The sequence below is a fragment of the Zobellella denitrificans genome, assembly GCF_002237365.1.
Lineage (GTDB): Bacteria > Pseudomonadota > Gammaproteobacteria > Enterobacterales > Aeromonadaceae > Oceanimonas > Oceanimonas denitrificans.
Window position 1 is genome coordinate 1 of sequence record NZ_NMUO01000154.1, and the last position, 4,195, is coordinate 4,195.

The window sequence follows — 4,195 nt, forward strand, 5'->3', positions numbered from 1 at the left end:
ACCTGCAGCCGGGCCAGGGCCATTTCCTCGGCCTGCGGTTGTGCCAGCGCCGGAGCAGGCCGAGGAAATGGCCCTGGCCCGGCTGCAGGTTCGGCTGATGGACGAGCTGCGCGAACAGGTGGCCATGTCCAACGAGCAACTGGCGGCCCTGGCCGACAACAACCAGGCGTTGCGCCAGCGCCTGAGTCAGCTGACGGCGGAAGTGAACGAACTGAAGATGGCGCGGGAAGGGGCTGCGCCCGCGGCGGCTTCTCCCGGCATCGGCCGCTGGCTGGATGAACTGCTGCGCAATCCGCTCAACCTGGCCCTGGTGCTGACCCTGCCGGCCCTGCTGTTGCTGGCGCTCTTCACCCTGTGGTGGCGCAACAGGGTCAGGCGGGAGCTGGCCGAGCAGGAGCGGGAGCTGGCCGAAAGCACCTCGGCCATGATGGACGAGCGCAACGAATTTGACGATCTGTTCGCCACCACCGAGCCCGAGCCGACTCCCCGGTTCGAGTCCTCTGCCGAGCCCGACCTCGAGCCTGCGCCCGAGGTCCGGGAGAGCGAGCGGGATATCGACGAGGACACCTTTGCCCGCTTCCTCGAGGAGCAGCAACTGCAGGAAGAGCAGGAAGCCCTGCGCCAGCAGACGGTGGCCGAGCAGGAACCCGAGCCCGAGCCGGATCTGTCGCAGATGCTGTTCGATGACGAGTCGACCCTGGGGGGAGACACCAAGAACAAGGTTTCGAACGACGATATCGATGATCTGCTGTTCGATGCCGGCGAACCGGCCGAGCCGCCGCGGGAACACCGGGAGGTGGCCATGGAAGCCGTGGCGCCGGCGCAGGAGGAGATCAGACAGGCCCAAGCACCCGTTCGCGAACCCTATGTATCGGTGGACAAGCTGATGGAAGAGGCGGATCTCGGCGAGGGGCCTGAGCGCGACTACGAGCCCAAGCTGGAGCTCGAACTGGACGACTATGCCGATGTGCTGGGCCGCGGCCGGGATATTGATATCGATCTGGACGAGGGTGGCCTGGGGGCCAAGCTGGATCTGGCCCGGGCCTATATCGAAATCGAGGACATCGACAGCGCCCGCGAACTGCTCAACGAGGTGATCGAGCAGGGCAATGCCGAGCAACAGGCCGACGCCCGCAAGCTGCTGCAGCGGCTGGCCAAACGATAACCCGCCCACCACCGGCCTCACTCGGAGGCCGGTTCTTCAATTTACCGCGTCAACGGGTATAATTGCCGTCCTTTTTTGACCTTGGAACTGATTATGCGCATTGCCCTTGGCATAGAGTATGACGGCAGCCGCTATTACGGCTGGCAGCGGCAACGGGAAGTCCCCAGCATCCAGGAAGAGGTGGAAAAAGCCCTTTCAAAAATCGCCGATCATCCGGTAGAGGTGCAGTGCGCCGGGCGTACCGATGCCGGTGTGCACGGCACCAACCAGGTGGTGCACTTCGACACCCAGGCCGAACGTCCGGCCGGGGCCTGGACCCTGGGCATGAACGCCAACCTGCCGCCGGACATCGCGGTGCGTTGGGTCAAGCCGGTGGGGGAGGCGTTCCACGCCCGCTTCAGCGCCACCGCCCGACGCTACCGTTACATCATCTTCAACCACAATATGCGGCCCGCCATCCACGGTCGCGGCGTCAGCCACTATGTCGGCTCCATCGATGCCGACAAGATGCACGAAGCGGGCCAGTGCCTGCTGGGTGAGCGGGATTTCAGTGCCTTCCGGGCGGTGCAGTGCCAGTCGAACAGCCCCTATCGCAACGTCATGCACCTGAATGTCCGGCGCCACGGCCACTATGTGGTGCTGGACATCAAGGCCAACGCCTTCCTGCACCATATGGTGCGCAACATCACCGGCACCCTGCTGCAGGTGGGCATGGGTCAGGCCGAGGCAGGCTGGGTGAAAGCGGTGCTGGAGGGGCGGGACCGCAACCTGGCCGGGGTGACCGCCAAGGCGGGCGGCCTTTACCTGGTGGAAGTGGACTACCCGGAGGAATTCGGTCTGCCCAAGGCGCCTCCGGGCCCCCTCTGGCTGCCCGACACCCTGGTCGAATAGCGGTAAGACCAGTGCCGCCACTACCAGTTTTTTATCAACCTGCATGCAGTTATATGGTTTAATGCCAGCCAGAAAAATGGCCCGTCCCCGCTCGGGGATCCCATGGCCATCGAGGTTGTCGGGCCGGCCCGCTGCCGGACCCCGGGCGCCATGCCGTTGACAGCGGTGCCCAACCTGATCAAACTGCGTGATAACTATGCAATACGCTAAGGATTTCCATGAGTTGGCTTGAGAAAATTCTCCCCAAGAACAAGAACATCGGTGTGCGTCGGCACAATATTCCGGAAGGGGTCTGGACCAAGTGCACCAATTGCGAACAGGTGCTGTACCGTGCCGAGCTGGATCGCAACCTGGAAGTCTGCCCCAAGTGCGACCACCACATGCGCATCGGTGCCCGGGTACGGCTGGACAAGTTCCTGGATCAGGACGGCCGCGAGGAGCTGGGCGCCGAGCTGGAGCCCCAGGACGTGCTCAAGTTCAAGGACTCCAAGAAGTACAAGGACAGGATCAGCGCGGCCCAGAAGGCCAGCAACGAAAAGGACGCCATGGTGGTGCTCAAGGGCACCCTCAAGGGGCTGCCGGTGGTGGCCTGCGCCTTCGAGTTCTCCTTTATGGGCGGCTCCATGGCCTCGGTGGTGGGCGCGCGCTTCGTCAGGGCGGTGGAGACCTGCCTGGCGGAAAACCGCGCCCTGGTGTGTTTCTCCGCCTCCGGCGGCGCCCGCATGCAGGAAGCCCTGTTCTCCCTGATGCAGATGGCCAAGACCAGCGCCGCCCTCAACCGCCTGTCCCAGGCCGGCCTGCCCTTTATTTCGGTGCTGACCGACCCGACCATGGGCGGTGTGTCCGCCAGCCTGGCGATGCTGGGCGACGTCAACGTGGGTGAGCCCAAGGCCCTGATCGGCTTCGCCGGCCCCCGCGTCATCGAGCAGACGGTGCGCGAGAAACTGCCCGAAGGCTTCCAGCGCAGCGAATTCCTGCTGGAGCACGGCGCCATCGACATGATCATCGATCGCCGCGAGATGCGCGATCGCCTGGCGGGCCTGATCGGCAAGCTGATGAACCAGGAGCCGGCCGAGTTCTGATGAACCGCACCACCGATGCCATCACAAGCCGGTCCTTCCAGGACTGGCTTGCCTTTTTGGAAGGCCTGAACATCGCCCATATCGAGCTGGGGCTCGAACGGATGGGCCTGGTGGCCGGACGGCTCGGCCTGCTCCGGCTGCCGAGCCATGTGATCACCCTGGGCGGCACCAACGGCAAGGGCACCACCTGTGCCCTGCTCGAGGCCATGCTGAGCGCCGCCGGCCACAGCGTGGGGGTTTATTCCTCGCCCCACCTGCTCGACTACCGGGAGCGGGTGCGCATCAATGGCGAGAGCCCGTCCGAAGAGGCCTTTTGTGCCGCCTTCTCCGCGGTCGAGCAAGCCCGGGGCGACACGGCACTGACCTATTTCGAGTTCACCACCCTGGCCGCGCTCTGGCTGTTCCGGGCGACGGCGCCGGAGGTGGTGCTGCTGGAGGTGGGCCTGGGCGGGCGGCTGGACGCCACCAATGTGGTGGACTCGGAGCAGACCGTCATCACCACCATCGCCCTCGATCATACCGACTGGCTGGGGCCGGATCGGGAAGCCATCGGCTTTGAAAAGGCCGGCATCTTCCGCACCGGCAAGGCGGCGGTGTGCGGCGATCCCATGCCGCCCGCCAGCCTGCTGGCCCAGGCCGAGCGGCTCGGCACGCCGCTTTCCTGCGTCGGCCGGGACTACCGCTGGGCGCAGCAGGACGGAAGCTGGTCCTTCGACGGGCTGGGCTGGCGGCTCGAGGGGTTGCCGCTGCCGGCGCTGCCGGTGATGAACGCGGCCACCGCCCTGGCCGTGCTGGCCCTGTCCCCCTTTCGTATCGGCGAAGAGGCGGTGCGCACCGGCCTGCGTCAGGCCCGCCTGAGCGGGCGCATGCAGCAACTGGAGCCCCGGCTGTGGGTGGACGTGGCTCACAACCCCGAGTCGGCGGCCTATCTCGCCGGGCGGCTGGCGGCACTGCCGGTGTCCGGCCGGCGGCTGGCGGTGGTGGGCATGCTCAAGGACAAGGACATCGCCGCCAGCCTGGCGCCGCTGTCGCCCCTGGTGGATGCGTGGTATCTGGC

At 65.8% G+C, this 4,195-nt stretch carries 4 protein-coding genes; all 4 read left to right on the forward strand.

Features of this window, described 5'->3' with window-relative positions:
• Positions 1-40: 40 nt before the first annotated feature.
• Positions 41-1,165 (forward strand): FimV C-terminal domain-containing protein, encoded by a 1,125-nt coding sequence (locus CGX12_RS18810; protein WP_142995707.1) that lies wholly within the window; start codon positions 41-43, stop codon positions 1,163-1,165.
• 93 nt (positions 1,166-1,258) lie between these two features.
• Positions 1,259-2,056, forward strand: coding sequence for a tRNA pseudouridine(38-40) synthase TruA (truA, locus tag CGX12_RS18815; RefSeq protein WP_094041406.1), 798 nt, complete (start codon positions 1,259-1,261; stop codon positions 2,054-2,056).
• 218 nt (positions 2,057-2,274) lie between these two features.
• Positions 2,275-3,138 carry an acetyl-CoA carboxylase, carboxyltransferase subunit beta gene (gene accD, locus CGX12_RS18820; RefSeq protein WP_094041407.1) on the forward strand — a complete coding sequence of 288 codons (864 nt, stop codon included), beginning with the start codon at positions 2,275-2,277 and terminating at the stop codon, positions 3,136-3,138.
• Positions 3,138-4,195, forward strand: a 1,058-nt coding sequence (gene folC, locus CGX12_RS18825) for a bifunctional tetrahydrofolate synthase/dihydrofolate synthase (RefSeq protein ID WP_094041408.1), incomplete at its 3' end; no start/stop codon positions are given. The genes accD and folC, both read left to right, overlap by 1 nt.